At 70.4% G+C, this 24,321-nt stretch carries 26 protein-coding genes; 8 read left to right on the top strand and 18 right to left on the bottom strand.

Translation table 11 applies throughout. The features are described from left to right. Window positions 1-167 precede the first annotated feature (167 nt). From IE226_RS18075 to IE226_RS18055, 5 genes are all read left to right on the top strand, one after another. The gene (locus IE226_RS18075) at window positions 168-1,187 is read left to right on the top strand and encodes a CDP-alcohol phosphatidyltransferase family protein (RefSeq protein WP_190082303.1); all 1,020 of its coding nucleotides are present in this window, start codon (window positions 168-170) and stop codon (window positions 1,185-1,187) included. 380 nt (window positions 1,188-1,567) lie between these two features. Then, on the top strand, window positions 1,568-2,776 hold the full coding sequence (locus tag IE226_RS18070) for a S8 family peptidase (RefSeq protein WP_190082302.1): 1,209 nt from the start codon (window positions 1,568-1,570) through the stop codon (window positions 2,774-2,776). Between the two features lie 82 nt (window positions 2,777-2,858). Beyond that, entirely contained in the window at window positions 2,859-3,422 is a 564-nt protein-coding gene (locus IE226_RS18065; RefSeq protein WP_190082301.1) for a DUF1697 domain-containing protein, read from the top strand. Beyond that, complete coding sequence (locus IE226_RS18060; RefSeq protein ID WP_190082300.1) at window positions 3,415-3,801, top strand: nuclear transport factor 2 family protein; 387 nt, start codon at window positions 3,415-3,417, stop codon at window positions 3,799-3,801. Before IE226_RS18065 ends, IE226_RS18060 begins: the two co-directional genes overlap by 8 nt. Before the next feature lie 34 nt (window positions 3,802-3,835). Continuing rightward, entirely contained in the window at window positions 3,836-4,846 is a 1,011-nt protein-coding gene (locus IE226_RS18055; RefSeq protein WP_190082299.1) for a ketopantoate reductase family protein, read from the top strand. 27 nt (window positions 4,847-4,873) lie between these two features. Here IE226_RS18055 and IE226_RS18050 read toward each other — a convergent pair whose 3' ends face one another. From IE226_RS18050 to IE226_RS17980, 16 genes are all read right to left on the bottom strand, one after another. Continuing rightward, complete coding sequence (locus IE226_RS18050) at window positions 4,874-5,383, bottom strand: GNAT family N-acetyltransferase (protein WP_190082298.1); 510 nt, start codon at window positions 5,381-5,383, stop codon at window positions 4,874-4,876. A gap of 69 nt (window positions 5,384-5,452) precedes the next feature. Continuing rightward, window positions 5,453-6,310, bottom strand: a complete 858-nt coding sequence (locus IE226_RS18045; protein ID WP_190082297.1) for an SCO6745 family protein — start codon at window positions 6,308-6,310, stop codon at window positions 5,453-5,455. A gap of 11 nt (window positions 6,311-6,321) precedes the next feature. Then, the gene (locus IE226_RS18040) at window positions 6,322-7,101 is read right to left on the bottom strand and encodes a sirohydrochlorin chelatase (protein WP_190082296.1); all 780 of its coding nucleotides are present in this window, start codon (window positions 7,099-7,101) and stop codon (window positions 6,322-6,324) included. Between the two features lie 6 nt (window positions 7,102-7,107). Further along, a complete protein-coding gene (locus tag IE226_RS18035) occupies window positions 7,108-8,037 on the bottom strand; it encodes an ABC transporter permease (protein WP_190082295.1) in 930 nt (309 codons plus the stop codon). After that, entirely contained in the window at window positions 8,024-8,815 is a 792-nt protein-coding gene (locus tag IE226_RS18030; RefSeq protein ID WP_190082294.1) for an ABC transporter ATP-binding protein, read from the bottom strand. The genes IE226_RS18035 and IE226_RS18030 overlap by 14 nt, the downstream gene beginning before the upstream one ends. A gap of 36 nt (window positions 8,816-8,851) precedes the next feature. Further along, window positions 8,852-9,955, bottom strand: a complete 1,104-nt coding sequence (locus IE226_RS18025; RefSeq protein WP_190082293.1) for an aliphatic sulfonate ABC transporter substrate-binding protein — start codon at window positions 9,953-9,955, stop codon at window positions 8,852-8,854. Window positions 9,956-10,218: 263 nt separating this feature from the next. Beyond that, entirely contained in the window at window positions 10,219-11,592 is a 1,374-nt protein-coding gene (locus IE226_RS18020; protein WP_190082292.1) for a sulfate adenylyltransferase subunit 1, read from the bottom strand. A 2-nt stretch (window positions 11,593-11,594) separates the two neighbouring features. After that, entirely contained in the window at window positions 11,595-12,533 is a 939-nt protein-coding gene (gene cysD / locus IE226_RS18015) for a sulfate adenylyltransferase subunit CysD (protein WP_190082291.1), read from the bottom strand. Between the two features lie 91 nt (window positions 12,534-12,624). Next, complete coding sequence (gene cysC, locus IE226_RS18010) at window positions 12,625-13,218, bottom strand: adenylyl-sulfate kinase (protein WP_190082290.1); 594 nt, start codon at window positions 13,216-13,218, stop codon at window positions 12,625-12,627. Further along, a complete protein-coding gene (locus IE226_RS18005; protein ID WP_190082289.1) occupies window positions 13,218-13,931 on the bottom strand; it encodes a phosphoadenylyl-sulfate reductase in 714 nt (237 codons plus the stop codon). The genes cysC and IE226_RS18005 overlap by 1 nt, the downstream gene beginning before the upstream one ends. Beyond that, entirely contained in the window at window positions 13,928-14,107 is a 180-nt protein-coding gene (locus IE226_RS18000; RefSeq protein ID WP_190082288.1) for a hypothetical protein, read from the bottom strand. The genes IE226_RS18005 and IE226_RS18000 overlap by 4 nt, the downstream gene beginning before the upstream one ends. Continuing rightward, the gene (locus IE226_RS17995) at window positions 14,104-15,801 is read right to left on the bottom strand and encodes a nitrite/sulfite reductase (protein ID WP_190082287.1); all 1,698 of its coding nucleotides are present in this window, start codon (window positions 15,799-15,801) and stop codon (window positions 14,104-14,106) included. Before IE226_RS17995 ends, IE226_RS18000 begins: the two co-directional genes overlap by 4 nt. A 115-nt stretch (window positions 15,802-15,916) precedes the next feature. Continuing rightward, window positions 15,917-16,000 carry a putative leader peptide gene (locus IE226_RS45240; RefSeq protein WP_323178717.1) on the bottom strand — a complete coding sequence of 28 codons (84 nt, stop codon included), beginning with the start codon at window positions 15,998-16,000 and terminating at the stop codon, window positions 15,917-15,919. 155 nt (window positions 16,001-16,155) lie between these two features. Continuing rightward, window positions 16,156-16,719: a GNAT family N-acetyltransferase gene (locus IE226_RS17990; protein ID WP_190082286.1), complete on the bottom strand. Its 564-nt coding sequence runs from the start codon at window positions 16,717-16,719 to the stop codon at window positions 16,156-16,158. A 91-nt stretch (window positions 16,720-16,810) separates the two neighbouring features. Next, window positions 16,811-18,103, bottom strand: a complete 1,293-nt coding sequence (locus tag IE226_RS17985) for a GAF domain-containing protein (RefSeq protein WP_190082285.1) — start codon at window positions 18,101-18,103, stop codon at window positions 16,811-16,813. Window positions 18,104-18,327: 224 nt separating this feature from the next. Continuing rightward, window positions 18,328-19,965, bottom strand: coding sequence for an acyl-CoA dehydrogenase family protein (locus IE226_RS17980; RefSeq protein WP_190082284.1), 1,638 nt, complete (start codon window positions 19,963-19,965; stop codon window positions 18,328-18,330). Between the two features lie 17 nt (window positions 19,966-19,982). Between IE226_RS17980 and IE226_RS17975 the strand changes: the two genes are divergently transcribed. Continuing rightward, window positions 19,983-21,137 carry a YihY/virulence factor BrkB family protein gene (locus IE226_RS17975; RefSeq protein ID WP_190082283.1) on the top strand — a complete coding sequence of 385 codons (1,155 nt, stop codon included), beginning with the start codon at window positions 19,983-19,985 and terminating at the stop codon, window positions 21,135-21,137. Window positions 21,138-21,250: 113 nt separating this feature from the next. Here the strand turns inward: IE226_RS17975 and IE226_RS17970 are convergent, their stop codons facing one another. Then, a complete protein-coding gene (locus tag IE226_RS17970; RefSeq protein WP_190082282.1) occupies window positions 21,251-22,099 on the bottom strand; it encodes an NmrA family NAD(P)-binding protein in 849 nt (282 codons plus the stop codon). Window positions 22,100-22,180: 81 nt separating this feature from the next. On the opposite strand from IE226_RS17970, the gene IE226_RS17965 reads away from it, so the two are divergent. Continuing rightward, a complete protein-coding gene (locus IE226_RS17965; protein WP_190082281.1) occupies window positions 22,181-23,116 on the top strand; it encodes an AraC family transcriptional regulator in 936 nt (311 codons plus the stop codon). Between the two features lie 26 nt (window positions 23,117-23,142). Further along, complete coding sequence (locus tag IE226_RS17960) at window positions 23,143-23,862, top strand: helix-turn-helix transcriptional regulator (protein ID WP_190082280.1); 720 nt, start codon at window positions 23,143-23,145, stop codon at window positions 23,860-23,862. Here the strand turns inward: IE226_RS17960 and IE226_RS17955 are convergent. After that, on the bottom strand, window positions 23,843-24,262 hold the full coding sequence (locus IE226_RS17955; protein WP_229871151.1) for a VOC family protein: 420 nt from the start codon (window positions 24,260-24,262) through the stop codon (window positions 23,843-23,845). The two genes, IE226_RS17960 and IE226_RS17955, sit on opposite strands and share 20 nt — an antisense overlap. Window positions 24,263-24,321: the final 59 nt, after the last annotated feature.

Raw genomic sequence — 24,321 nt, 5'->3', positions numbered from 1 at the left:
GATAACGCTCAGGTAACGCAGGGTGGTTCTGGCATAGGTATTGACTCGTCTTGCCCGTTCGACCATTACCCCACCCGAAAGGTTGCACGCTCTGCTACTTGTAAGTTGAACCAATGGCTTCTTAGCGTGAGGTGAACGTTCCGCGAACGCCAGGAAGTTGACCCCACATGCGACGAGACATACCGCCCCTCGACGAGGTGCGCCGTATTACCCAGAAGAAGCGAGACGCCTGGTGGACCGTGATTCTGGTCGATCCGGTCGCCACGCCTCTCGTGCGGTGGACGGCGATGCGGACCCGGATCACGCCCAACCAGATCACCTGGGGCGCGTTCTTGCTGGGGCTCGTCTCCGCGGCGTTCTTCGCGATGGGTGACTGGCAGTGGCTGGTCGTCGGCGCCGTCGTCTACCACTGCAGCTTCATCCTCGACTGCATGGACGGAAAGGTCGCGCGCCTCACCGGCACCGGTTCGGTATTCGGCGCCTGGCTGGACTTCGTCTTCGACCGGATTCGCGTGATGGCGTGTGCGGTGGCCCTGATGGGCGGACAGTTCCACCGCACCGGGGATGCCTTCTATATCTGGGCCGCGGTCGCCGTGGTGGCCCTCGACACATTGCGCTACATCAACGGGCTCGAGATCTTCAAGATCCGGCACACCATGCGCAAGCAGATCAAGAGCCGCATGCGGGCGGCGCGCCGGGCCGAGAACCAGGCCGAGCTCGCCTTCATGGAGGACCTCCTGCGGGACAACCCCGAGGCCGACATCGAGCAGGACCTGCAGAAGACGCGGGCGGAGCAGGGAGTGCCGCAGACTCCGGAGGCCGTGGAGGCCGTGGAGGCCGTGGAGGCCCTGGAGGCCGTCGAGGCCGTCGGGGCCGCACCCGCGCCCAAGAAGCAGGTCATCGACCTGCACCAGGAGTTCCGGGGCAAGTTCCCCGCGTACCTGCGGGCGCGCTCCTTCCTGCTGCGGCACCGGATTCGTACGCACCTGGTGAGCGGCATCGAGTTCCAGATGGGCGTCTTCATGATCGGCCCGCTGTTCGACGTGGTGCTTCCGGCGACGATCGTCTCCGGCGCGCTGCTCCTCGTCTTCGAGCTCGCCATCATTTACAAGCTGCTGCTCTCGACGCGGGACTTCACGCGGACCATCGACTCCTTCGAGGAGCGCAAGGTTCTGACGACGGTGTAAGGGCCCCACCGCCTTCGCCGACATCGTCCCCGAACGCCGGACGGGCTGGACACCTCCAGCCCGTCCGGCGTTCTTTCATGCCCAGGGGGTCCGGCAGCCACCGCGGCCACCGCCGGGCCGGGGCGTCACAAGCCCCTTACATCTATGGCGACTTACGGGATTCGGCCCCGCGGTGTCCGATCTGCCGACGGGGGCCCGATTTGTTATTACAGAACCTTGTTGAACAAGTCACAGGTGTATGTAGGTATTGATCTGCGCGCGTCAATCAGACATGGTTTCGTCCCAACGCCCGGAGATCTTCCGGATCTCGGGGGGCGTTGCAGTGAAGTTTTGAAACCCCCCACATACCCCCCACAAGCACCACGAGGAGACCCCTCTTCATGGCAACTCACAAGCGTGTCCGCTCGGTGAAGCTCGTCGCGGCGATAGCCACCGCCGCCACCGCGGCCGGCGTCACCGTCTTCGCGACCTCGTTCGCCGGTGCGGCAACCCCCGCCGAGGGCAAGGTCTACGGAGCCGACGCCAAGGGCGCCGTCGCAGGCAGCTACATCGTCATGCTCGACGAGAAGGCCGACAAGGGAGCCAAGTCCGACCTCGCCGAGGAGTACGGCGGCGAGCTGAAGCGGAACTACTCCTCCGCGATCAACGGCTTCTCGGCGAAGAGCCTCAGCGAGACCGAGGCCAAGCGTCTGGCCGCCGACCCGGCCGTCGGCAAGGTCGTCCAGTCCAAGAAGTTCAGCATCAACGCGACGCAGGACAACCCGCCGTCGTGGGGCCTGGACCGCATCGACCAGGACGACACCGCGGGCGACAAGAAGTACACGTACCCGGACGCGGCCGGTGAGGGCGCCACGGCGTACGTCATCGACACCGGTGTCCGCGTCAGCCACAAGGACTTCGGCGGTCGCGCCACCTCCGGCTTCGACGCCGTCGACAACGACGACAACGCGGACGACGGCAACGGCCACGGCACGCACGTCGCCGGCACCATCGCCGGCGAGGCGCACGGCGTCGCCAAGAAGGCGAAGATCGTCGCGGTCCGCGTCCTGGACGACCAGGGCTCCGGCACCACGGAGCAGGTCGTCGCCGGCATCGACTGGGTCACCAAGAACCACGAGGGCCCCTCGGTCGCCAACATGAGTCTGGGCGGCGGCGCCGACGAAGCGCTCGACGCGGCGGTCCAGAAGGCCATCGCCTCCGGCGTCACCTTCGCGGTCGCGGCCGGCAACGAGTCCTCGGACGCCGGCCAGGGCTCCCCGTCCCGCGTGCCGGAGGCCATCACGGTCGCCTCCTCCACCAAGGACGACGAGCAGTCCGACTTCTCCAACTTCGGCAAGGTCGTGGACATCTACGCGCCGGGCTCGGACATCACGTCCGCCTGGAACACGGGCGACGACGCCACCAACACCATCTCCGGCACGTCGATGGCGACCCCGCACGTCGTGGGCGCCGCCGCCGTCTACCTCGCGGCCCACCCGGACGCCAAGCCGGACGCCGTCGCCAAGGCCCTGACCGACGGAGCGACCGCGGACAAGATCTCGAACCCGAGCGAGGGCACGCCCAACAAGCTGCTCAAGGTCGTCGAGTAACACCTGATCGGGCAACACCCAATGGACAGGCGGCCGCCGCGCCCACCCCCACGGGGCGCGGCGGCCGTCTTATGGTGTGCGGATGACGGTCAAGGCATACGCGGCGCTCCTGCGCGGCATCAATGTGGGCGGCAACAAGAAGGTGCCGATGGGGGAGTTGCGGCCGCTGCTCTCCGGGCTGGGGTTCGGCGACGTACGCACCCATCTGCAGAGCGGTAACGCGGTCTTCACCAGCGAGGCGGCCGACGAGGACACCCTGGCCGCGCGGGTGGGCGAGGCCATCGAGGGGCACTTCGGCTTCGCCGTGGACGTCCTGGTGCGCGACGGTGCCTATCTGAAGGCGGTCGCCGACGCCTGCCCCTTCCCGGCGGCCTCCCTCGAAGGAAAGCAACTCCACGTCACGTACTTCTCCGAGCCGGTCGACGCCTCCCGGCTCGACAACATCGACCGGGCGGCGTTCCTGCCCGAGGAGTTCCGGCTCGGCGACCGCGCCCTCTACCTCTACGCGCCGGACGGCCTCGGCCGCTCCAAGCTGGGCGAGGCCCTGTCACGCCCGGCCCTGTTCAAGGGCCTCATCGCCACGTCCCGCAACTGGAACACCGTCGCCAAGCTGGTGGAGCTCACCCGGGAGCCGGACCGTGGCTGATCGCACCCCCGCCGTCGAGGCGGCCATCGAGGCCGAGCTCCGGCTGCTCGCCCCCGAGGTCCGTACGCAGCCCGCCCTGCTCGCCGCGCTGCTGCACCCGGAGTTCACCGAGTTCGGCGCCTCCGGCACCCCCTGGGACCGTGAGTCGATCATCAAGGCGCTCAGCGAGAACACGCACCGGACCGGCCGCCCGATCATGACCTCCCGGATGCGGGGCGTCCAGCTCGCCGACGACGTCGTACACCTCACGTTCGACACCGAGAGCAACGGGCGTACGGCGCACCGCAGTTCACTGTGGCGCCGGTACGAAGGCGAGTGGCTGCTCTGGTTCCACCAGGGCACGCCGTTCAGCGCCGACGACGGTACGCCGGAAACCTGATCACTCCCCGGCCGGATGTGCGAGGCTCGGCCCCATGCGCTACATCATCATCGGAGCAGGGGCGATCGGCGGCACGGTGGGCGGACGCCTCGCGGAGAGCGGCCACGACGTGGTCCTCGTCGCGCGGGGCGCGCACTACGAGGCGGTTCGGGAGAACGGACTGCGGGTCAGGACGGCCGACGGGACGATCGTCCACCGGCTGCCCGTCGTCCGGACCCCCGAAGAGCTCGGCGAACTGCACGCGGACGACGTGCTTTTCCTCGCCGTGAAGACACAGGACTGCGCGGCCGCCCTGGACGCCTGGAGCGGGCGTCCGGTGGCGGGCGGCGGAACGGCGGGCGAGGTCCTTCCGCTGATCTGCGCGCAGAACGGCGTGGAGAGCGAACGCATCGCGCTGCGCCGCTTCCGGCGGGTGTACGGGATGTGCGTCTGGCTGCCCGCGACCCACGTGGAGCCGGGCTCGGTCTCCGCGGCGGGTGCCCCGTACACGGGCATCCTGCACCTCGGCCGCTACCCCGGGGGAACGGACGACACCGCCCGTCTCATCTCCGCCGACCTGGAGAAGTCGAAGCTGCACTCGCCCGTCGTGGCGGACGTGATGCGCTGGAAGTACGGGAAGCTGCTCGCCAATCTCGCCAACTCCATCGAGGCCGTCACGGGCGTACTCGCCGGCGACGACGCCGTCGCGCTCTACCGGCGGGCCCGCGCCGAGGGCGAGGCGGTGCTCGCCGCCGCCGGTATCGAGGCGGTGGGCGAGCAGGAGCAGAAGGAGGCCCGCGGCGACCGTGTCAGCTTCGAGCCCTTCGACGGCTCGAAGCGCGGCGGCGGCTCCTCCTGGCAGAGCCTGAGCCGGGGCACGGGCACCATCGAGGCGGACTACCTCAACGGCGAGATCGCGCTGCTCGGGCGCCTGCACGGAGTGCCGACGCCGGTGAACGACGCGTTGCAGACCGTGGCGAACGCGTTCGCGCGGGAGCGGCGCGAGGCGGGGTCGATGCCGGTGTCCGAGCTGCTGGCGCTGGTGGCGAGGTCAGAAGCGAGCTGAAACGCACCGGTATGGGTGGCCTCGGGGTCAGCTGAGCGCCGAGGTCATCAGGAGCGTGGTGCGGCCGTTGTCCTCCGGCACCGAACGGCCCTGCGTGTAACCGAGGCGCCTGAGGACCGTCAGGGACGCGATGTTCTGGGCGTCCACGGTCGCGTGCACCTCTGGAAGGGCGAGCGTCTCATGGCCGTAGGAGGTGAGCAGGCGGGCCAGCTCCGTGCCGAGGCCCTTGCCCCAGCTGCCCCGGAACAGGCCGTAGACGATCTCGTGCCCGTCGAGCCAGCTCTCGGGCGACGGCTTTATCTCCGCGTGCCCGATATAGCGGCCCTCGTGCCGCACCGCCCACACCGGGAACTGGTTCTCGGCGTACACGAGACCGAAGATCCGGCGGAACAGCGCATGGGTCTGGTCCACGCTCTGCATCCCGTCCCCGAACCAGCGGCCCACGGCCTCGTCCTGGAGCAGCGAGACGAACTGTTCCTCGTCGGCGGCGACATAGGGGGACAGGCTCAGGCGTGCGGAACGCAGTACGGGGGTCATCGGCGTGACGGTAGGGGCTGAGGCGGCACCACGGCAACCAGATTGGCCCGGCCCCCCCGCCCGGCCCGCTCAGCCCGTCGGCCGCGGAAGCCCGATCGGATTGGGGAAGGGAATGAGATCCGCCGCGAGGATCTGCCGCACCGGGCGTTCGAGGGCGGCCAGGAGCGTGTCCGCGTCCCGGGCGGCGAGCGGGCGAAGCAGCCGGGCCGAGAGCCGGTCCGTGGCGTCCTCGATCAGCTCACGCTCCGTGCGGCCCCGCTCGGTGACGTGTCCGTCCCCGTCCACCAGGCCGCGCCCGCGCAACCGGTCCACAGCGTGCGCCCACTCCTGCTCGCTCCACCCCCTGTCGTGCCGGATGGTTGCCGGGTCCACGCGGCCCGTGGCGGCGGCGAGCACCACCGCCTCGCAGGCGTCGAGACCGTGGTCGGCGAGCGCGGCCACATGCGCGTCGCCCCGGAACTCGCGTACGCAGGTGACCAGTTGCCACAGCCGCTGCACCGGGTCGGTGCGGTCGCTCACGTCGCGGTTCGCCGCGAACAGCGGGCGGGCGAGCGAGGGTGCGTCCTCGACCATCGCGGCGAGGGGCGGACACAGGGCGATGGCCTGGTCGTCGATGCCGGGCACCAGGGAGCGAAGGGCCCGGGCCGTGTAGGCCGCGCGCTCCTCCACGATCCGGCCCGGCGAGACGTACTGCCAGGCGGAGGGCAGAGCCCGGGCCACCATGTCGGGCGCGAAGACACCGAGCGAGGCCGTCGCGGGGCCCGCCTCGATCGGGCCCATGGGAGCCGTGCGGGCCGCGAAATAGCCCATCCAGAAACCCTTGAGGCCCAGTGCCCTGCCCAGATCGCGGCAGCCTTCCTCGAAGTAGAGCACTGCGTGCAGGGGCTCGGTGCGCAGCCAGAGCGTCCGGGATCTGGTAAGGGTCATGAACCCACAAGCTAGGCCAGCACGGGAACCCGCGCCACCCGCCCGACCACACCGGACTCGGCACGCGCCTCGTCGTAGCGCTGCACGAGGAGCCGCGCCAACCCCGCCGATGCGCCGAGGACTTGGGCGGTGACGTCCGCGTCGGCCGCGCCCCGCGCGATGCGGTCCGGCAGGAAACCGGGCGCGATGACGTACGGCGCCACCGCCACCCTGCGCACACCGAGGCCGCGCAGCTCCCGCACGGCGTCCTGAGTGCGGGGCAGAGATGCGGAGGCGAACGCAGGCCGCACGGCGCACCAACCGGTGTGCCGCCACTCCCGCGCGATTTCAGCGATCACTGCGATCGCCTCCGGGTCCGATGACCCCGCCGCGGCCAGTACGACCCCGGTCGAGGACTTGTCGGCGGGGGTGAGGCCCGCCTCGTAAAGACGCTGGTCCAGAGCGGTCAGGAGCAGCGGGGACGGGCCGAGCACCGCCGCCTGCCGGATGCGCAGGCGGGGCGGCGCCTGGCTCAGGACCGCGGGGATGTCCGACTTCGCGTGGAACGCCCGGGTGAGGAGCAGGGGCAGCGCGATCACGTCACGTACGCCCTCGGCGTCCAGGGATTCGAGCACCTCGGGGACCGAGGGCGAGTCGAAGTCCAGGAAGCCGGTCTCCACCCGCAGCCCCGGCCGCTGCTCCCGCACCCGGCGCACCAGGGCGCGCACGGTCTCGGCATGCCGCGGATCGCGGCTGCCGTGGGCGACGACGAGCAGGACGGGGCGGGCGGTGCGCAGGGGGCGGACGTACATGGTGGGTCAGCTCCTCGCGAGAAGTCCGCGGCTGCGCAGCACGCGCCGCTCAAGGGGGCTGAAGATCAGCAGGTCGATGGCGATGCCGACGACGAGGATGAGGAGGATCGCGAAGAACACCTGCGACATGCTGCTGTTCGTGCGGCCCGCCTCCAGGAGTTGGCCGAGCCCCATGCCCAGGTCGGGGGATTGCGCGATGATCTCCGCGGCCATCAGCGAGCGCCAGGAGAACGCCCAGCCCTGCTTCAGTCCCGCAAGGTAGCCGGGGAGCGCCGCGGGCATCACGATGTGCCAGGTGTGGCGCAGGCCCGTCGCCCCCAGGGTGCGGCCCGCCCGCAGGAACAGCGGCGGCACCTGGTCGACGCCCGCGACCAGACCGTTGGCGATCGAGGGGACCGCGCCGAGCAGGATCACCGCGTACATCATCTGGTCGTTGAGCCCGAGCCAGATCACGGCGGGCGGCACCCACGCCACGGAGGGCAGTGACTGCAAGCCGGACAGGATCGGGCCGATCGCCGCCCTGATGAACCGCACGCGGGCCACGATCAGACCCAGCGGCGTACCGATCGCCAGCGCCATCAGGAAGCCGAGCAGACCGCGCGAGACGGACGTCCAGATGTACTCCAGGAGCGTGCCCTGCAGCCAGGCCTCCTCCACCTCGTCCCAGACGACGGAGGGCGCGGGCAGCTTGTAGGAGTCGGTGACCTTCGCCCAGACCAGGATCTGCCAGACCACGAGGACGAGCACGACGGCGGTCACCGGCGGCAGGATCTTCTTGACGAAGGTCTGGCGGAAGGGAACGCGCCGGGACTGGACCGCGTCCAGGGCGTCCAGGCCCGCCTCGAGCCCCGCCAGGTCCTGGTTGCTGTCTCTGCCGCCGTCCCGCGCGCCCTTGTCGACCTCGGTCTTGCCGACCGGAGTGTCAGTGCTGGCCATGTCGGCGGATCTCCCCACGCAGTTGTTCGGTGATCTCGACGGACAGTTCCGCCACGGCGGAGTCCTCGATGCGGCGCGGGTGCGGGATGTCGACCCGCCACTCGTGCGCCACCCGGCCCGGACGCGACGAGAGGAGCACGACGCGCTCGGCGAGGCGGACGGCCTCGCGCACGTTGTGCGTGACGAAGAGGACCGAGACGTTCGTCTCGCTCCAGATGCGGGTCAGCTCGTCGTGCAGGACGTCGCGCGTGATCGCGTCGAGCGCCGCGAACGGCTCGTCCATCAGCAGGATCTTGGCGTCCTGCGCGAGCGCGCGGGCGAGCGCCACGCGCTGGCGCATGCCGCCGGACAGCTCGTGCACCCGCTTGCCGTACGCCCCTTGGAGCCGTACGAGACCGAGGAGTTCCTCGGCCCGCTCGCGCCGCTCCGCCTTCGCGATGCCGCGCAGCTTCAGGGCCAGCTCGATGTTCTTGCCCGCGGTCAGCCACGGGAACAGCGCGTGCTCCTGGAACATCAGGGCCGGGCGGCCGTCGGTGGCGATGTCGCCCGCCGACGGCTTGTCGAGCCCGGCCACCAGATTGAGCAGCGTCGACTTGCCGCAGCCCGAAGCCCCCAGGAGCGTGACGAACTCGCCCGGAGCGACATCGAGCGTGATGTCGTCCAGGACGAGCTGCTGCCCGGCGGGTGTGGCGAAGGACTTCGAGACATGCTCGATCCGGGCTGCGTGCGGGGCGGCCGTGATGTCCTCCGCCGCCTTGGCGAGGGTGCTCGTCGCCATGGTCGTCACCTCCTGGGAACTGGTTGGCGTCCGGGGTTACTTGACGCCGAGGCCGGCGTCGTCGACAGCGGGCTTGCCCTCGGCCTCGAGGACCTTGTTCAGCGGCCTGAGGTCGTAGATGCCCTTGAGGTTGGGCTTGTCGAGCAGCCCCGCCTTGACCGCGTGGTCGGCCTCGGAGTCGAGCGTGGCGGCCAGCGGGTCGTCCGTGGTCTGGATGGACTTCCACGCCGGGTCGATGACCTCGGCGGGCAGCTCCTTGCCGGAGGCCTCCTTGAGGGCGGCGTTGGCGGAGGCCTTCGCCTTCTCCGGGTTGTCCTTGATCCACTGGTTGGTCTTCACCGAACCGCGCAGGACGGCCTCGACGACCTTCGGGTGCTCCTTGAGGAACTCCTGCGACACGATGATGTTCGTGATCACGAACTTCTTGTCCGGCCACAGGTCGGCCTCGTCGAGGATCGCCTTGCCGCCCTCGGCGACCAGCTTCGACGCGGTCGGCTCGGGAACCCAGGCACCGTCGATCGAGCCGGACTTGTAGGCGTCAGGGGTGATCTTGTTGTCGGTGCGGACCACCGAGACGTCGCCCTTGCCGCTCTCCGCGTCGACCTTCCAGCCCTTTTCCCTGATCCAGTTGAGGAAGGCCACGTCCTGGGTGTTGCCGAGCTGGGGCGTCGCGATCTTCTTGCCCTTGACGTCGTCCAGGGACTTGATCTTGTCGGGGTTGACCACCAGCTTCACGCCACCGGACGCCGAACCGCCGATGATGCGCAGGTTCTTGCCCTGGGACTTGGTGTAGCCGTTGATCGCGGGCGACGGGCCGATCCAGCCGATGTCGATCGACTTCGAGTTCAGCGCCTCGATCTCCGAGGGACCCGCGTTGAACTGCGTGTACTTCGCCTTCGTCGCGCCCAGTTCCTTCTGGAACAGGCCCTCCTGGTCGCCGACCAGGGCGGTGGCGTGCGTGAGGTTCGGGAAGTACCCGATCTTCACCTCGTCCAGGCCCTCGATCTTCTTCGCGCCCGCGGCCACCTCGGCCTTGTCGTCCTTGTCGTCCGCGGCGGATCCGTAGCCGCAGGAAGTGAGCACTACGGCGAGCAGCGGCAGGGCGGCCACGGCGGCGAGGGCGCGGCGACCGCCGGTCATGCGTGGGCGTGGAGCGCGGAGGCTGGCAGGCACGGGAGGGTTTCCTCTCGTTGGCCCGGCGGTCACGCCGTCAGGGCGTGGCCGGGAGATCGGCAGGTTTTCGTCTTCGCAGGTCGAACTCGCGGGGGGTGTGGGCGCGCAAGCGGTGCGCGTACGTCATCACGCACATCGCCCGACCCCGCCCTGCCCCGCGCCGAGGGCGCCGCTGCCGACGCGGCCGCCCTCCTTCGCGAAGGTCGAGAAATAGTCGATGGAGGTCATGGTCAGAAGTCCCAGCCCTCGTCGTCCGCGGCCGGCTCGGCCTCTTCGGGCGTCTCGGAGTCGGTGGCGAAGGCGTCGCCCGCCATGCCCGCCGCGAGGGTCGTGCCGTCGGCCGGGTCGATCAGGAGGAAGGAACCGGTGCGGCGCGAGGCGGCGTAGGCGTCGACGGCGATCGGCTCGGCGGTGCGGATGACGACGCGGCCGATGTCGTTGGCGACCAGCGCCCCGGGGTCCGGGTGCTGGGAGAGGTCGTCCAGGGTGAGCCGCGAGGGGATCTCCTTGACGATCGCCTTGACCGTGCGGGTGGTGTGCTTGAGCAGCACCCGCTGGCCCACGCTCAGCGCGGTGTCCGCCACGTGGCAGACCGTCGCCGTGATGTCCTGCGACGTCTGCGGCTGGTCGCTGCTCGGCACGATCAGGTCGCCGCGCGCGATGTCGATGTCGCTCTCCAGGAGCAGCGTCACGGACTGCGGCGTCCAGGCGACGTCCACGGGCTTGCCGAGCAGGTCGATGCCCGCGATCTTCGACGTCTTGCCCGAGGGGAGCACCGTCACGGACTCGCCGACCCGGAAGGTGCCCGCCGCGATCTGGCCCGCGTAGCCGCGGTAGTCGGGGTGTTCGGCGGTCTGCGGGCGGATCACGTACTGGACGGGCAGGCGCGCGTGGCAGGAGGTCAGATCGTGGCTGACCGGGACGGTCTCCAGGTGTTCCAGGACGGTGGGCCCGCCGTACCAGTCCATGTTGGAGGACGGCTCCACCACGTTGTCGCCCGCGAGCGCCGAGATCGGGATGGCGGTGATCTCCGGTACGCCCAACTCGCTTGCGTACGCGGTGAATTCCTCGGCGATCTTCGCGAAGACGGTCTCCTCGTAGTCGACGAGGTCCATCTTGTTCACGGCGAGCACCACGTGCGGGACGCGCAGGAGCGCGGCGACGGCGGCGTGGCGGCGGGTCTGCTCGATGACGCCGTTGCGGGCGTCGACGAGAACCACGGCGAGGTCGGCCGTCGAGGCGCCGGTGACCATGTTCCGCGTGTACTGCACGTGGCCCGGGGTGTCCGCGAGGATGAACCGGCGCGCGGGGGTGGCGAAGTAGCGGTAGGCGACGTCGATGGTGATGCCCTGCTCGCGCTCGGCCCGCAGGCCGTCGGTGAGCAGCGCCAGGTCGGGCGCCCCGGCGCCGCGGCTGGCCGACGCACGCTCGACGGCCTCGAGCTGGTCGGTGAGGACCGACTTGGAGTCGTGCAACAGCCGTCCCACGAGGGTGGACTTGCCGTCGTCGACGGAACCGGCGGTCGCGAAGCGCAGCAGGGTGGTGGCCGACAGCTGCTCGGCGGAGAGCGGCTGTGCCTTGTCGGGTTCGGTGGTGCTGGTCATGGTTAGAAGTACCCCTCGCGCTTGCGGTCTTCCATCGCGGCCTCGGACATCTTGTCGTCGGCGCGGGTGGCGCCTCGCTCCGTCAGCCGGGACGCGGCGATCTCGGTGATGACGGCGTCCAGGGTGGTGGCGTCGGAGTCGACGGCGCCGGTGCAGGACATGTCGCCGACCGTGCGGTAGCGCACCAGGCGCTTCTGAGTCGTCTCGCCGTCCTTGGGGCCGCCCCACTCGCCGGCGGTCAGCCACATGCCCGAGCGGCTGAAGACCTCACGCTCGTGCGCGAAGTAGATCCCGGGGAGCTCGATGTGCTCGCGGGCGATGTACTGCCACACGTCCAGCTCGGTCCAGTTGGACAGCGGGAAGACGCGGACGTGCTCGCCGGGCGCGTGGCGGCCGTTGTAGAGCTGCCACAGCTCGGGGCGCTGGCGGCGCGGGTCCCACTGCGAGAACTCGTCGCGCAGGGAGAACACGCGCTCCTTGGCGCGGGCCTTCTCCTCGTCGCGGCGCCCGCCGCCGAAGACCGCGTCGAACCTCTCGCTCTGGATCTTCTCGGTGAGCGGCAGGGTCTGGAGCGGGTTGCGGGTGCCGTCGGGGCGCTCGCGCAGCTTGCCCGCGTCGATGTACTCCTGCACGGAGGCCACGTGCAGCCGAAGCCCGTGCTCGGCCACCACGCGGTCGCGGTACTCCAGGACCTCGGGGAAGTTGTGCCCGGTGTCCACATGAAGGAGCGAGAAGGGGATCGCCGCCGGGGCGAACGCCTTCAGCGCCAGGTGCAGCATGAGGATCGAGTCCTTGCCGCCGGAGAAGAGGATCACCGGCCGCTCGAACTCGCCCGCCACCTCGCGGAAGATGTGCACCGCCTCGGACTCCAGCGCGTCCAGGTGGGACAGCGCGTACGGGCTGTCCGTCCCCTCGGTCACGGTGGCCACGGTCGTGGTCATGCTGCACCCCTTTCGTTCGCTTCTCCGCCTGCGCGGCGCAGAGGTGCGGGATTCACGGTCGTCTGCGGCTGGGCGGCCGCGCATGCGTCGCTCACAGGACACCCCTCTCGATGAGCAGCGTGCGCAAGGCCGCCGCGGACTCCCGCACGGTCTGGTCCTGGGACTCGATGCGCAGATCGGGTGACTCGGGTGCCTCGTACGGGTCGTCGACCCCCGTGAGCCCGGAGATCTCGCCGGCCGCCTGCTTGGCGTACAGACCCTTCACGTCGCGTACGGAGCAGACCTCCACCGGCGTGGCCACGTGGACCTCCAGGTAGGGCGTGCCGCCCTTCTGGTGGCGCTCCCGCACCGCCTCGCGGCTGTCGGCGAACGGCGCGATCACCGGCACCAGGACCTTCACGCCGTTACGGGCGAGCAGTTCGGCGACGAAGCCGATGCGCTGCACGTTCGTGTGCCGGTCCGCGCGGCCGAAGCCGAGGCCCGCCGAGAGGAACTCGCGGATCTCGTCGCCGTCGAGCACCTCCACCTGGTGGCCCTCGTCGCGGAGTGTGCCCGCGAGCTCGTACGCGATGGTGGTCTTGCCCGCGCTGGGCAGGCCGGTGAGCCAGATGGTGGCTCCGGTGGTCACGTGCTTCTCCGATACGTTTCCGGGGCCGGGCGCGCCGGCTTGCTGAAGGGCTGTCATCAATGGATCCCGCACTCGGTCTTGGCGTTGCCCGACCAGCGGCCCGCGCGGGCGTCCTCGCCCTCCAGGAGGCGGCGGGTGCAGGGCGCGCAGCCCACGGAGCCGTAGCCGTCCATGAGGAGGGGGTTGGTCAGAACGCCGTGCTCGTCGACGTAGGCGTCCACGTCGTCTTGCGTCCAGCGGGCGATGGGGGAGACCTTGACCTTCTGGCGCTTCTCGTCCCAGCCGACGACCGGGGTATTGGCCCTGGTCGGGGACTCGTCGCGGCGCAGTCCTGTCGCCCAGGCGGCGTACGAGGCCAGGCCCTCCTCAAGGGGCTTGACCTTCCGCATGGCGCAGCACAGGTCGGGGTCGCGGTCGTGCAGCTTCGCGCCGAACTCGGCGTCCTGCTCGGCGACCGTCTGCTTCGGCGTGAGCGTGATGACGTTGACGTCCATCACGGCGGCGACGGCGTCACGGGTGCCGATGGTCTCCGGGAAGTGGTAGCCGGTGTCGAGGAACACGACGTCCACGCCGGGGCGGGCCCGCGATGCCAGGTGGGCGACGACGGCGTCCTCCATGGAGGAGGTCACGCAGAAGCGCTCGCCGAAGGTGTCGACGGCCCACCGGAGGATGTCGAGGGCGGACGCGTCTTCCAGATCCCGCCCCGCCTGCTCGGCCAGAGCCTTCAACTCGTCGTTCGTACGCTGCTCTTGCACCTGAGCGGTCGTCATATCTCTTCCCCTCCAACGTTGTTGCGCTGAACTCCGCGGGCGAGCAGCCCGAGGAACTTCAACTGGAAGGCTCGATTGCATGCGGCGCATTCCCAGGCGCCGTGACCGGTCTCGTTGGGACGCAGGTCCTCTTCGCCGCAGTAGGGGCAGTGGAAGGGGGCGGCACGCTCGCTCACTTCAGGGCCTCCTCGCTGGCCCGGCCCACCCAGGTGGCGAAGCGCTCGTCGTCCGCGCGCTCCTCCTGGAAGCGGGTGAGGACCCGCTCGACGTAGTCGGGCAGCTCGGCCGAGGTGACCTTCAGACCGCGGACCTTGCGGCCGAACCCGGCTTCAAGGCCGAGCGCGCCGCCCAGGTGCACCTGGAAGCCCTCGACCTGGTTGCCCTCGTCGTCCAGGACGAGCTGGCCCTTGAGGCCGATGTCGGCGACCTGGATGCGGGCGCAGGCGTTCGGGCAGCCGTTGATGTTGATGGTGATCGGCTGGTCGAACTGCGGGATGCGGCGCTCCAGTTCGTCGATGAGCGTGGCGCCGCGCTCCTTGGTCTCGACGATCGCCAGCTTGCAGAACTCGATGCCGGTGCAGGCCATGGTGCCGCGCCGGAAGGGCGAGGGAGTCACGCGCAGGTCCAGGGCTTCGAGCCCCGCCACGAGCGACTCGACCTGTGCCTCCTCGACGTCGAGCACGATCATCTTCTGCTCGGCGGTGGTGCGCAGGCGGCCCGAGCCGTGCGCCGCGGCCACGTCGGCGATCTTCGTGAGCGTCGCGCCGTCCACGCGGCCGACGCGGGGGGCGAAACCGACGTAGAAGCGGCCGTCCTTCTGCTTGTGCACGCCGAGGTGGTCGCGCCAGGTGCCGGCCGGCTGCTCGGGCGCGGGCCCGTCGACGAGCTTCCGCTCGAGGTACTCGTCCTCGAGGATCTGCCGGAACTTCTCCGGCCCCCAGTCGGCGACGAGGAACTTCAGACGGGCGCGGTTGCGCAGCCGGCGGTAGCCGTAGTCACGGAAGATGCCGATGACGCCGGCCCATACGTCCGGCACCTCGTCGAGCGGCACCCAGGCGCCGAGCCGCACGCCCAGCTTGGGGTTGGTGGACAGGCCGCCGCCGACCCAGAGGTCGAAGCCCGGGCCGTGCTCGGGGTGGTTGACGCCCACGAAGGCGATGTCGTTGATCTCGTGCGCGACATCGAGCTGCGGGGAACCCGAGATGGCCGTCTTGAACTTGCGCGGCAGGTTGGAGAATTCGGGGCTGCCGATGTGGCGGCGGTGGATCTCGTCGATGGCGGGGGAGCCGTCGATGATCTCGTTCTCGGCGACACCGGCGACGGGCGAGCCGAGGATGACGCGGGGCGTGTCGCCGCAGGCCTCGGTCGTGGAGAGGCCCACGGCTTCGAGGCGCTCCCAGATCTCGGGGACGTCCTCGATGCGGATCCAGTGGTACTGGACGTTCTGCCGGTCGGTGAGGTCGGCGGTGCCGCGCGCGAACTCCTGCGAGATCTCGCCGATGACGCGCAGCTGCTCGGTGGTCAGCCGCCCGCCGTCGATCCGGACGCGCAGCATGAAGTACTCGTCGTCCAGCTCCTCGGGCTCCAGGATCGCGGTCTTGCCGCCGTCGATCCCCTGCCGCCGCTGGGTGTAGAGCCCCCACCAGCGCATACGGCCACGGAGGTCGTTCGGGTCGATGGAGTCGAAGCCGCGCTTGGAGTAGATCGTCTCAATGCGTGTCCGCACATTGAGACCGTCGTCATCCTTCTTGAACTGTTCGTTCCCGTTCAGCGGCGTGAAGTGGCCTACGGCCCACTGGCCCTCACCACGGTGACGGCTCACCTTGCGCCGCGGCGCGGCAGTCGTGGGCTTTTCGGGGGTGGCAGCCATGGCTATACGTCCTTCAAGGCGGGCTGAGGGCGGGGCTGACCTGCACACTTCGCGCAGGAGGCGCGGCGGTGCGCAAGGAGTGGTCAGGAAGAGAGAGGCGTCGGCGCTGGTGCTGTCAGCTCGCCGGACACATGGCGCTGGACATGCGGCAGAGATCGACGTGGCGTCGACTCACCAAGGCAATTCCAGTGCGATCCATGACGGAAGCGTGTCATGGGACTTTCGGCCCAGTCCACCATTATCCAAGATGTGGACGGGGGAGTCTCGCATCGCGAGATGGTGTGGTGTCGGTCACTCGTTCCGGCTCTCGCGGGGGCGCCTGACCGGGCGTTTCGCCGCCCCCGCGAGAAGAGCCTAGGCGCCGGGCCAGGGGCCGGGGGTCGGCACGTCCGGCTCCTCCTCCACCTTGGTGTCGAAGAGCCGGAAGCCACGGCGGAGGTAGTTGTCCATCGCGTGCTCGCCGTCCTTGGAGCAGGTGTGCAGCCATACCCGCTTGGTGGGCGGCAGCTCCGGATGCCGTTCGGCCAGGTCCCAGGCCCGCCGCACCCCGTACGAGAGCAGATGGCCGCCGATTCCCCGGCCCCGGAAGGCGGGGATGAGCCCGAAGTACACGATCTCGACGTCACCGTCCGCCTGCGCCGCCAGCTCCACATACCCCGCGGGCGTCCCCTTCTCGTACGCGACCCAGGTCTCGACGCCGGGCTTCGCGAGCTGCTCCTGCCACTGGGCGTAGGAGAGGGAGAGCCGGTCCGTCCAGCGGAGGTCGCCGCCGACCGAGGCGTAGAGGAAGCGGCTGAACTCGGGGGAGGGGATCTCGGCCAGGACGATCCGTACGTCGTCGCCCCCGAGAGCGGCAGCGGGACGCAGATCGCCGGGCGCGGTCTGCTCCAGGGACCAAGTGGTGACAGTGAGGCTCATGCCGGTCAGAGAATCACGAGACGGGGGTCACGTGCACGGCGGGGCCGCCCTGACCTGCGAGCCTGGGTGATCGAGGTTTCCGTGAGCGTCCTCAAGGCTCCGGCACCCGCCGTGCCGCGCGTACCGCCGGGGCCGTCGAATGCGGGAGCAGGTTCGCGGGGTGGTCGGGGAGGAGCATCTCCACGTCCACGTCCTCGGCGAAACGGTAGGGACGGTGGGCCAGGAGGTTGCCCAGGTAGCGGCGGACGCGCGAGAGTTCGGCGCGGACCGTCACCGTACGGCCCGGATCGCCGAACATGTCCTCGGCAAGGCCCGACGCGCTGCGCCCCTTGCGGTGCGCGCACAGCAGGAACAGCAACTCGGCGTGCCGCGGGCTCAGCTCATGTGTCCAGCCCCCCGCGCTGCCGCCCTCCACGGTGACCGACCAGCGCCGCGGCCCCCGCACGTCCAGGACGAGCCGCGTCGCGGTCAGCGGCTGCGGGGCCTCCTCGGCGCGCAGCAGCCAGCCGCCGGGCAGCGGCTCCACCGCGCAGGGGCCCAGGGAGGGCAGCCGCATGTGGCCCGCGGCCATGGACGCGGGCAGCGAGAACCGGTCCGTCGGCGGCATTCCCGTCACGGCCGCCGTCCAGCCGTGCGGGTCCACGGCCACGGCACGCCCGCCGAGGCGGGCGACGACCGGCGCCGCGACCGAGCGCAGCCGGTCGAGCGCCGACAGATGGTTCTCCCGCAGCCGGGCCTCGGCCAGCTTGGCCACCGAGTCGACCAGGGCGAGCATCGTCGGGTGCATCGTGTTCAGCGGACCGCTGATGTCGACCACGCCGAGGAGCCGGCCGTCACGGGGGTCGGTGATGGGCGCGCCCGTGCACGTCCACGCGTGATGCGTCTCCACGAAGTGCTCGGCGGAGAACACGTGCACGGGCCGGCGCACGACGAGCGGCGTTCCCACGCCGTTCGTGCCGACGACGCTCTCGCTCCAGTCCGCGCCCGGTTCGAAGCCGAGCGAGTCCGCCTTGCGCAGCACCGCCGAGTTGCCCTCGCGCCACAGGACCCGGCCGTCCGCGTCACACACCACCATGATGTGGTGCGCCGCGTCCGCCACCGAGACGAGCGCGTCCCGCAGTACCGGCACGATCTCCGCAAGGGGCGAGGCGCGCCGCCGCTCCTCCAACTCCTCGGCGCCGAGCAGCCGCGAGCGGAAGTCGCGGTCCGGATCGACCCCGTCGAGCAGCATGCGCCCCCAGGACTCCTCTATCACCGGGCGGGGCTGCACGCGCGGGCGCTGTCCGCTGAGAGCCGCGTGGCGCACGCTCGCGAGCAGCCGCGCGGCCTGAGTGCGGTCCATGGAGGAGATCCTCGCGAGGTCGATCGTCGAGGTCGCGTTCATCCGCTCATCGTGCCCCTTCGGTGGCGGCAAGGGTATTAGTTCAGTGATGAACTGTTGTAGTTCAGCAAAGAACCGATGATTGCAACGGTCTGCAACTCTCGCGGACGGCCGTGCGGCGCCGGAAGATGATGTTCGCCGCCGTTCACGCGGCGTCAGCGCTCCTCAACGGGGCCTGAAAGCGGGGGTGGCGCCGTGTCGGCGCGGCACCACCCCCGCGCATCCCGCTAGTTGCCGCCGGGCGCGGCCCGCTCCACCACGGCCGCCAGATCGAGACTGTGCGGCAGCGTCCCGAACGCCGACCCCCAGTCCCCGCCGAGCCGCGAGGCACAGAACGCGTCGGCCACCTCCGGGGGCGCGTACCGCACGAGCAGCGAACCCTGGAGCACGAGCGCCATCCGCTCGGTGAGCCGGCGGGCCCGCGCCTCGATGCCGTCCAGATCGGCCAGTTCGGTGAGCAGCGCCTTGATCGCGCCGTCCAGCCGGTGATCGGCGCCGCGCGCGAGGCCGACCTCCCGGAGGAAGGCGTTCAGCGCCTGCGGCTCCCGCTGAAGCGCCCGCAGCACGTCAAGGGCCTGTACGTTGCCCGAGCCCTCCCAGATCGAGTTGAGCGGCGACTCGCGGAGCAGCCGCGGCATCCCCGATTCCTCGACGTAGCCGTTGCCGCCGAGCACCTCCAGGGCCTCCACCACGAGCGGCGTGCAGCGCTTGGTCACCCAGTACTTCGCGGCCGGCACCGCGATCCGCAGGAACGCCCGCTCCTGTTCGCTCCCGTCGTCGTACGCGGCGGCCAGCCGCAGCGCGAGCGTCGTCGCCGCCTCCGACTCCAGGGCCAGGTCCGCCAGTACGTTGCGCATCAGCGGCTTGTCGACGAGCTTGCCGCCGAACGCCTCGCGGTACGTGGCATGGTGCACGGCCTGGGCGACGGCCTGCCGCATGAGCGCCGCCGAGCCCACGACGCAGTCGAGCCGCGTGGCGGCCACCATGTCGATGATGGTGCGCACCCCGCGCCCCTCTTCGCCGACCCGCCGCGCCCACGTTCCGTCGAACTCGACTTCGCTCGACGCATTCGACTTATTTCCCAGTTTGTCCTTCAGGCGCTGAATGGCGAAGGCGTTACGGGTGCCGTCATCGAGCACGCGCGGCACGAGAAAACACGTGAGCCCCTCGGCGGCCTGTCCGAGCACGAGAAAACCGTCGGACATAGGTGCGGAACAGAACCACTTGTGTCCCGTGAGTTCATAGGCGCCTTCCTCCGCGAGAGCACGCGCGCGTGTCGTATTCGCCCGCACGTCGCTGCCGCCCTGTTTCTCCGTCATCCCCATTCCGAAGAGCACTCCGGCCTTCTGGGAAGCGGGCCGCAGCCCTTCGTCGTAGACGAGAGAAGTGAGCCGCGGCTCCCACTCGGCGGCCAGCGCCGGATCGGCCCGCAGCGCGGGCACCGCCGCGTGCGTCATCGAAACCGGGCAGCCGTGCCCCGCCTCGACCTGCGTCCACACCAGGAATCCGGCGGCACGCCGCAGATGGCCGCCCGGCCGCGACCAGGCCGCGGTCAGACCCGCCGACACCGCCTTGCCGAGCAGCCGGTGCCACGAGGGATGGAAGGCGACTTCGTCGATACGATTCCCATAGCGGTCATGGGTGTGCAGAACGGGCGGATTCTCATTGGCCAGAAACCCCCAGTCCCGCGCCTGGACCGATCCTGCCGTACGCCCGAGTTCGGAGAGTTGCTCCCGCGCGGTAGCGAGAAGCGCGGGATCGAGATGCCGTTCGACTCCTTCCGCGAGCGCCCGGTCAGACGTAAAGACGTCATATCCCACCAGGGGCGGAGCCTGGTTGGTCACTGTGTGGGTGGTGGCTGCCATGCCGCTACGGTAAGGAGGTGCACCAGGCAAAAGAAACACCCGGGAGGCCGAGCGGCCGCTGGCACCGGGCCCGCGCTCTCTACAGCAACGTCTCCAAGCGCAGGACTGCCTGGCTGCTGCTCAAGGACACGGTCAACTCGTGCATCGAATACCGGATCCTTGGTCTGGCGGCCGAGGCGGCGTTCTTCACGCTGCTCTCCGTGCCCCCGCTGCTCCTCAGCCTGATCGGTCTGCTCGCGTACGTGGACCGGTGGACCGGCGCGAACACCATCGCCAGCGTGGAGAACAACATCCTCGAGGCGTCCCGCACGGTCCTCTCCGACAAGGGCGTCAGCCAGATCGCGCAGCCGATACTGGAAGACGTCATGCGGGTCGGCCGCCCCGACGTCATCTCGATCGGCTTCCTCTTCGCCCTGTGGTCGGGCTCGCGCGCCGTGAACGTCTTCATCGACACGATCACGGTCATGTACGGCCTGGACGGCGCGCGCGGCATCGTCAAGACCCGGCTGCTCGCGTTCGGCCTGTTCATCGTGGCGCTGCTGATCGGTTCGGTTGCGCTGCCGCTGATGGTGGCGGGCCCTGACGCGGTGGTGAACCTGGTGCCGGGCTCCACGACGGTGGTGCAGGTCCTGTACTGGCCGGTGGTGACGCTGCTCTCGGTGGTGTTCCTGACGACGCTGTACCACGTGTCCGTGCCGGTGCGCTCTCCCTGGGTCGAGGACATGCCGGGTGCGCTGATCGCTCTCGGCATGTGGGTCCTCGGCAGCTTCCTGCTGCGCATCTACCTCACGAGCACGGTCGAAGGGCCCACGATCTACGGTTCGTTGGCCGCGCCCGTGGCGGTGCTCCTGTGGATCGGCGTGTCGGCGTTCGCGGTTCTCGTGGGGGCCGCGGTGAACGCCGCCATCGACCGGGTGTGGCCCTCCGTCGCCACGGCTGCCGCGCGGGCGGCCAACGACCGGATACGAGAGGCCCGGGCGGTCGAGGTGGTGGCCAGGGCGGCCGCTGCCCGGGAGGCCCTGGCGGACCCCGACGACCCGGACATGCCGTCCGAGTTCCCCGAACGCTGGTCCCGCTTCCTCCCCCCGGACGACGTCTCCTCGCGCCTGCGGACGCACGTGAAGAAGAGCGGCGGGAGCAGCAACGGGGAGCAGCCTCCGCCGCCGGAGTAGGGGGGCGGGGTGCCCTCAAGCGCCGGACGGGCTGGGTATTTCAGCCCGTCCGGCGATTGAGGACAAGGCCCTCGCGCCGGCGAGTTTTCGGGAAGGGGCGGGGTCGGGGAGAATCACGCTTTCCAGACGCCCGCCTCCGCATGCTCGCGAGCGAAATCCCCGAAGTCCCGCGGCGCACGCCCCAGAACCTCCCGCACCCCATCGGAGAGATACGCGTTGCGCCCGTCCAGATTCGTCTCGAAGAGTTCGATCAGGAACTCCGTCTCCTCGGGCGGCACCCCGAACTCCGCGAGCGCGGCCCCGTACTCCCGGGCGGAGACGGGAACGTAGCGGATCTCCCGCCCGGCAGCCGCCGAGATCTCGGCCACCGCCTCCCGGAACGACAGGAGTCGCGGCCCCGAGACCTCCACGATCCGCCCCGCGTGCGCCGATCCGGGGCGCAGGACCTCGACCACCACGTCCGCGATGTCCCGCGAGTCGATGAACGGTTCGAGCACCTCCCCGGCAGGGAAGACCAGCTCCCCGGCCAGCATGCCTTCGAGCAGCGGACCCTCGCTGAAGTTCTGGGCGAACCAGCTCGCCCGTACGACGGTCCACTGCGCCCCGGACTCCCGCAGCGCCCGCTCGGCGGGCTCCGCCTGGTCCTCGCCCCGCGCGGACAGGAGCACGAGCCGCCGCACACCGAGCGCCACCGCCTGCCGGGCAAGGGCGCCCACCGCCTCGCCCGCGCCGGGCGCGCCGACGTCCGGCTGGTAGGCGAGGTACGCGGCGTCCGCGCCCCGCAGGGCGTCCTCCCAGGTCGAGGGGTCGTACCAGTCGAACTTCACCGCCCCCGACCGGGAAGCGGCCCGCACCGTGTGCCCCGCCGCCTCGGCGGCCTCCGCGACCCGGCGCCCGGTCTTGCCGGAAGCACCCGTGACGAGGACTGTCATCTTCTGCGTCTGCGACGCGCTCTCTGTCATGCGTCCCAGTCAACTGCCGCCCGCCACAAGGAACCATCCGCCAGGGACTCACCCCCATACGCGTGCGTCTACGCTTCCGGCATGGACGTACTCGCAGGCTTGCTGGAGGGCCCCCGCGCGCGGGGAGCGTTCATGATCCGCGCGTGCTTCGACCCGCCCTGGTCCGTCCGTATCGCGGACGAGGCGCCCCTCTCCGTCATGATCATGGTGCGCGGCACCGCCTGGATCGTGCCCGACAGCGGCGAACCCCAGCTGATCCGCCCCGGAGACGTGGCCGTCGCGCGCGGCCCCGACCACTACACCGTCGCCGACGAGCAGGACACACCGCCCCGCGCCGAGATCCGGCCCGGCGAGCGCTGCGTACCCCTCGACGGCACCCCGATCGGGCGGTACCGGGACCTGGGCCTGCGTACATGGGGCGAGACGCTCGACGGCGGCGCCGAGATGCTGATCGGCACCTATCAGGCGCACGGCGAGATCACCGGGCGGCTCCTGGACGCGCTGCCCCCGCTCCTCGTCCTGCCCACCGAGGTGTGGGACTGCCCGCTCACCCCGCTGCTCGCCGACGAGATCGCCAAGGACGAGCCGGGACAGGACGTCGTGCTCGACCGGCTGCTCGACCTGCTGATGATCGCCACGCTGCGTGCCTGGTTCTCCAGGCCGGAGGCGGAGGCCCCCGCCTGGTACCGGGCGATGGGGGACCCGGTCGTCGGGCAGGCGCTGCGGCTGCTCCAGGACGACCCCGCGCACCCCTGGACGATCGCGGCGCTCGCCGCGAAGGCGGGGGTCTCGCGTGCCGCGCTCGCCCGGCGGTTCACCGAACTCGTGGGCGAGCCGCCGATGGCGTACCTGACGGGGTGGCGGCTCGCGCTCGCCGCCGACCTGCTGCGGGACAGCGGCCAGACGATCGCCGCGATCGCCCGCCGCGTCGGCTACGGCAGCGCGTTCGCCCTGTCCAGCGCCTTCAAGCGGGTGTACGGGGTCAGCCCGCAGGAACACCGCTCACGGGTCGCGTGAACCGAGGGCGGCGTAGCCTGGAAGACGTGTCGTACGAGACCGTCGAGTACGCGGAGCGGCCGTCCCGGGTGCCGGGCGCGGTGCTGTGGACCCGTACCAGCGGCGGTGCGGCGGGACTCGTCTATCCCGTCCTGCCGGACGGCTGCATGGACCTTCTGTGGACCGGGGGCAGGCTCATGGTCGCGGGGCCCGACACGCGCGCGTACCGCCCCGCCCCGGAGGCCGCCGCCCGGTATGTGGGGATCCGTTTCTACCCCGGCACCGCCCCCGCCTTCCTCGGCGTGCCCGCCCACGAACTGCGCGACCGGCGCGTGAGCCTCGCCGACCTGTGGCCGTCCGCCGAGGCCCGTCGGCTGGCCGAGCGCATGGACGCCGCCCGCGACCCGGCGGCCGTCCTGGAGTCCGTCGCCCTCGCAAGGGTGGGCGGGACCGAGCCCCCCGACCCGCTGCTCGCACACGTCGTCAAGGCCCTGGACGCGGGGCGGTCCGTCGCGGCGACCGCCGAGGAGGCGGGCATCAACGCCCGCCTCCTGCACCGGCGTTCACTCGCCGCGTTCGGCTACGGCCCCAAGACGCTGGCCCGCGTCCTGCGGCTCCAGCGCGCGCTCGCCCTGGCCAGGGGCGGCCTTTCGTACGCGGAGACCGCCTTCGTCGCGGGCTTCGCCGACCAGGCCCATCTGGCCCGTGACGTCAAGGAGCTGACGGGGATGCCGCTGGGCGAGCTGCTCAGCCCCCGGCCTGCGTAGACAGCGGCGCGAACAGGTCGACGCCGTTCCCGTCCGGGTCGGCGACGGTGGCGTACCGCTGGCCCCAGAAGGCGTCCCACGGCTTGAGCTCACCGTGGTAACCGGCGCCGACCAGCTCTTCGTACGTCGCGTCGACACCGGCCGGGGTCTCGCAGTGGAACGCGATACCGATGCGGCCGGAGCTCTGCGGCGGCTCCCAGTTCTCGACGAAGGATTTGATCGTCGCCTCCGTGTCGAAGGCGATGCGAAGACCGCCGGGGAGCGCCGCCTCGACATGCGGCTGGTCCTCGGAACCCGCGGGGAATTCCAGGCCGAGGCGGCGGTAGAAGGCGAGGGTGGCGGCCATGTCGGAGACGACCATGCCGATGAGATCGAAGCGGGGTGTGATGTTCGTGTTCATGCTCCTGAGCGTAGGCAGCCGGCCCGGGCCCGTCTTGAAGAAAACGGACGCCGGGGGTC

The sequence above is a fragment of the Streptomyces longisporoflavus genome (assembly GCF_014649775.1).
GTDB lineage: Bacteria > Actinomycetota > Actinomycetes > Streptomycetales > Streptomycetaceae > Streptomyces > Streptomyces longisporoflavus.
Note: the sequence above shows the minus strand (reverse complement) of the source record. Positions and strands in the feature narration are given on the sequence as shown.

Coding starts and splice junctions, on each gene's coding strand:
- IE226_RS18075 (WP_190082303.1), top strand. CDS start 168: ATGCGACGAGACATACCGCCCCTCGACGAGGTGCGCCGTATTACCCAG.
- IE226_RS17985 (WP_190082285.1), bottom strand. CDS start 18,103: ATGAACGCGACCTCGACGATCGACCTCGCGAGGATCTCCTCCATGGAC.
- IE226_RS18025 (WP_190082293.1), bottom strand. CDS start 9,955: ATGACCGGCGGTCGCCGCGCCCTCGCCGCCGTGGCCGCCCTGCCGCTG.
- cysD (WP_190082291.1), bottom strand. CDS start 12,533: ATGACCACGACCGTGGCCACCGTGACCGAGGGGACGGACAGCCCGTAC.
- IE226_RS45240 (WP_323178717.1), bottom strand. CDS start 16,000: ATGGATCGCACTGGAATTGCCTTGGTGAGTCGACGCCACGTCGATCTC.
- IE226_RS18045 (WP_190082297.1), bottom strand. CDS start 6,310: ATGACCCTTACCAGATCCCGGACGCTCTGGCTGCGCACCGAGCCCCTG.
- IE226_RS18035 (WP_190082295.1), bottom strand. CDS start 8,037: ATGGCCAGCACTGACACTCCGGTCGGCAAGACCGAGGTCGACAAGGGC.
- IE226_RS18070 (WP_190082302.1), top strand. CDS start 1,568: ATGGCAACTCACAAGCGTGTCCGCTCGGTGAAGCTCGTCGCGGCGATA.
- IE226_RS18005 (WP_190082289.1), bottom strand. CDS start 13,931: ATGACGACCGCTCAGGTGCAAGAGCAGCGTACGAACGACGAGTTGAAG.
- IE226_RS18020 (WP_190082292.1), bottom strand. CDS start 11,592: ATGACCAGCACCACCGAACCCGACAAGGCACAGCCGCTCTCCGCCGAG.
- IE226_RS18065 (WP_190082301.1), top strand. CDS start 2,859: ATGACGGTCAAGGCATACGCGGCGCTCCTGCGCGGCATCAATGTGGGC.
- IE226_RS18050 (WP_190082298.1), bottom strand. CDS start 5,383: ATGACCCCCGTACTGCGTTCCGCACGCCTGAGCCTGTCCCCCTATGTC.
- IE226_RS18055 (WP_190082299.1), top strand. CDS start 3,836: ATGCGCTACATCATCATCGGAGCAGGGGCGATCGGCGGCACGGTGGGC.
- IE226_RS17980 (WP_190082284.1), bottom strand. CDS start 19,965: ATGGCAGCCACCACCCACACAGTGACCAACCAGGCTCCGCCCCTGGTG.
- IE226_RS17995 (WP_190082287.1), bottom strand. CDS start 15,801: ATGGCTGCCACCCCCGAAAAGCCCACGACTGCCGCGCCGCGGCGCAAG.
- IE226_RS17970 (WP_190082282.1), bottom strand. CDS start 22,099: ATGACAGAGAGCGCGTCGCAGACGCAGAAGATGACAGTCCTCGTCACG.
- IE226_RS17955 (WP_229871151.1), bottom strand. CDS start 24,262: ATGAACACGAACATCACACCCCGCTTCGATCTCATCGGCATGGTCGTC.
- IE226_RS18040 (WP_190082296.1), bottom strand. CDS start 7,101: ATGTACGTCCGCCCCCTGCGCACCGCCCGCCCCGTCCTGCTCGTCGTC.
- IE226_RS17965 (WP_190082281.1), top strand. CDS start 22,181: ATGGACGTACTCGCAGGCTTGCTGGAGGGCCCCCGCGCGCGGGGAGCG.
- cysC (WP_190082290.1), bottom strand. CDS start 13,218: ATGACAGCCCTTCAGCAAGCCGGCGCGCCCGGCCCCGGAAACGTATCG.
- IE226_RS18030 (WP_190082294.1), bottom strand. CDS start 8,815: ATGGCGACGAGCACCCTCGCCAAGGCGGCGGAGGACATCACGGCCGCC.
- IE226_RS17990 (WP_190082286.1), bottom strand. CDS start 16,719: ATGAGCCTCACTGTCACCACTTGGTCCCTGGAGCAGACCGCGCCCGGC.